The 2844-nt window shown below is 60.6% G+C and carries 4 protein-coding genes and 1 pseudogene; 1 reads left to right on the top strand and 4 read right to left on the bottom strand.

From position 1 onward, the window contains the following. Window positions 1-207: pseudogene (locus tag AUR66_RS22870) on the top strand (hypothetical protein); the annotation flags it as partial. Between the two features lie 645 nt (window positions 208-852). On the opposite strand, the gene AUR66_RS16350 reads toward AUR66_RS22870, so the two are convergent. The 4 genes from AUR66_RS16350 to hcsL all read right to left on the bottom strand — a co-directional run bounded on the left by AUR66_RS16350 (window position 853) and on the right by hcsL (window position 2785). Continuing rightward, window positions 853-1701: an arsenite methyltransferase gene (locus AUR66_RS16350; RefSeq protein WP_058573279.1), complete on the bottom strand. Its 849-nt coding sequence runs from the start codon at window positions 1699-1701 to the stop codon at window positions 853-855. Then, complete coding sequence (locus tag AUR66_RS16345) at window positions 1694-2053, bottom strand: ArsR/SmtB family transcription factor (RefSeq protein WP_058573278.1); 360 nt, start codon at window positions 2051-2053, stop codon at window positions 1694-1696. Before AUR66_RS16345 ends, AUR66_RS16350 begins: the two co-directional genes overlap by 8 nt. Before the next feature lie 184 nt (window positions 2054-2237). Next, the gene (gene hcsS, locus AUR66_RS16340) at window positions 2238-2426 is read right to left on the bottom strand and encodes a halo-CC-star protein HcsS (RefSeq protein ID WP_058573277.1); all 189 of its coding nucleotides are present in this window, start codon (window positions 2424-2426) and stop codon (window positions 2238-2240) included. Then, a complete protein-coding gene (hcsL, locus tag AUR66_RS16335) occupies window positions 2417-2785 on the bottom strand; it encodes a halo-CC-star protein HcsL (protein ID WP_004062158.1) in 369 nt (122 codons plus the stop codon). The genes hcsS and hcsL overlap by 10 nt, the downstream gene beginning before the upstream one ends. Window positions 2786-2844: the final 59 nt, after the last annotated feature.

Genomic DNA, 2844 nt, shown 5'->3' with positions numbered 1-2844 from the left:
CGAGACGAATACGGTGTCGCAGTCGCTCCCTCCTATCTGCTCTACTTACTCTACAAGAACGGCAACTGTTCGAAGCAGGAATTCTGTGAAGCGTGTGGAGAGCTTCTGGAGGGTGAAGGGTGGACGAGTTACAGTGCGATACAAGCAATTTGGCAGGAAATCCCGATTGACTGCAGTTCGTACTTAGATGGAAACCTATTGCCCTGACTCACCAAAATATCTTTTTCGATTCGGCGTGCTGAATAAATATTGAGAGACGTAGGTTCCTCGCTGGGTGCTCGATTGCAGCGGTTACTTGTCTATCCGGATGTACAAGCGGGTCGCTCGGAGACGTAGCGTATTCAGGCCGCTATTCTGGAGACGAACTTCCATCGGCTGAGCCAATATTCCAAGCCGAAGAGGGGGTCCCGTTAGAACAAGGAGAAACAGCCGCATTCTTAGCGAACTCAAAAACGGAACTTCGCAAGCAGATGGTCGCGGAGTCTAGTGCCATTGAATCCTGGGAAAGCAACCAAGCGGTTGCCTTTCTGACCGCAATTAGTGTCGTGCTCCCGATTCGTAGTCAGGTCAGCTTCACTGAATCGAGGATTGTAGGGGACACGGTCCGGATGAATGTTAAGCCACAACCGGACAAAGAAATGAGCGAGAACACGCGTAACACGCTAGACCGCCAAAGAGCAACTCGTGAACCGCCTTCGGACCCAGTACAGCTCGTGCTCGCCTTCTTGCGGATGTCCATCGACCACCGGCCAGCACGACCCCGCGACGAAGCCGACGGCGATTGCACACACGAACAGCAACAACAGGCCACTTCGCTCCAATGTGGCGACTAGTGACGCGCGGCCGCCCCGGTCAGTCGTCGAGGGTCGGTTTCCGGGCTTCGATAGTGGCCGACACGAGGTACTCGCCGAGGTCGCGGTCGGCCTCCCAGTCGCTGATGAACTCAGTACTCTCGTCCTTGGGTGCGATTTCGACCGCCTCGAAGCCAGCGCGGTCAAGCATCTTCTCGAGCTTTCCGATGGTCGAGGCCCCGGCGACGCACCCTGTAAGCGAGTCGGGGTCCATTGCAACGTCGTCGGGGAACGGCGCGGTCTGGACAACGTCGGAGATGGCGACGCGGCCGCCGGGCTTGAGGACGCGATACGCGTCGTCGAAGACACGTTGTTTCTCGGGTTCGAGGTTGACGACGCAGTTCGAAATGACGACGTCGACGGTCTCGTCGGCGACCGGGAGGTGAGTAATCTCACCGAGACGGAACTCGACGTTCCGGGAGTCGTTCTTTGCGACGTTCTCGCGGGCCTTCGAGATCATCTCCGGAGTCATGTCGACACCGATGACGTGGCCGTCCGCGCCGACCTCCTGAGCGGCGAGGAAGCAGTCGAACCCCGCGCCGGAGCCGAGGTCGAGGACGGTTTCGCCGGGTGTCATCGCGGCGAACGCCTTCGGGTTCCCACAACCGAGGCCGAGGTCTGCACCGTCGGCGACCGACGCGATGTCATCGGCGTCGTACCCGAGGCGTTCGCTCTCGGACTGACTGTCGTCGCCACAGCAACCACTATCGCCCGTGACATCGAGGCCGACGTCGCTACAACAGCCCTGGTCGCTCGATGCGATTCCGGCGTAGCGTTCCCGTACCAACTGGCGAGTCGCCTCTGGATCGCGGTCGTCGGCTGTCGTGCCAGTCTGGGTGTCGTCACTCATAGGTACCACGCAGGTCGTCGAGCGTTTCGAGCAGCGCCACGGTGGTCTCGGTCGGCTCGTAGTACCGCCAGGAGCCTTCTTTTCGGCGCGTGACCAGACCGGCAGCGTACAGCCGGGAGAGCGCCTGACTGACAGCGCTCTGGCTGACGCCAACCGCCGCTTCGAGGTCGCAGACGCAGACGCCGTCGTCGGCGTTCGCGATGCGTCGGAGGAGCTCGTAGCGCGTGTCATTCCCCATGGCGGAGAGAACTTGGAGGTCAATCGCCATCGCGTCCGCATCGACGTCCCCAAGTGGGGTACAGCAGGCATCGGCGTCGCCTGTGGCCCCGTCGGCGACAGTATCCTGAACCATATTAGCAATAGCTTATACAAGAAAATACTAATATGTTTCTCTGGCGAGTCCCTCGTCTGCTCCACGCAGAGACGCTCCGAGAGAACGTTGAGTACTGTCCAACGGGTTCCAGCGAACCGAAGAGTTCCGAACCCAGGGCCCGTCTCGCGGCGAAGAACCCGAGTTCGGACTGCGAGTGCGTGTTCTAACAGCAGTCGCTGCCGGCGTCGCAGGCGTCGCCGTAGTCGACGCCGGTCACCGCAGTGATTGTTTCCGTGCAGTCGTCGAGGAGGGCTTCGAAGTCCTCTCGACTGCGTTCCGTTTTCGCGTCGGCGAGCGCCGCACCGAGGGATTCCGCCGCGGTCAGCACGTCGTCAGCGTCGCTCAACAGCACCCACCTCCAATCGACTGCGCGAACGCCTGCCCGATGCGTTCGCTCACGATCTCGTCCGTCTCGGCGAGTAAGCTCTCGAACGCCTCGCGAGCCTCGCGGTGTCGCCTGACAGACTCGAGTTCCGAGAGGTCCTTCTGGATGCTCCGGAGTTCGCTCATGAGCGACGTGTCGAACTCGCCGTTTTGGAGTTCGCGCTCGGTCTCCCGGTACGCATCCAATAGTTCCTGAGCCTCGGCGTCAGCTTCGAGTGCCTCCCGTGCTTCGACCAACTCCTGATAACGTTCACACGTGAGGAGTTCGTCGACGAACGCTTCGAGTTCCGTCTCGACGTTCGCGGTCTCGACCAGAGGGTCGCTCACGACACCGTCACCTCCTCGCGGTCATCCTCGAGCAGACCAGCCAATCCCGTGACCTCCGC

It is taken from the genome of Haloferax profundi, from assembly GCF_001469865.1.
Taxonomy (GTDB): Archaea; Halobacteriota; Halobacteria; order Halobacteriales; family Haloferacaceae; genus Haloferax; species Haloferax profundi.
The sequence above is the reverse complement of the archived record's forward strand: the minus strand, read 5'-3'. Positions and strand labels throughout refer to the sequence as shown.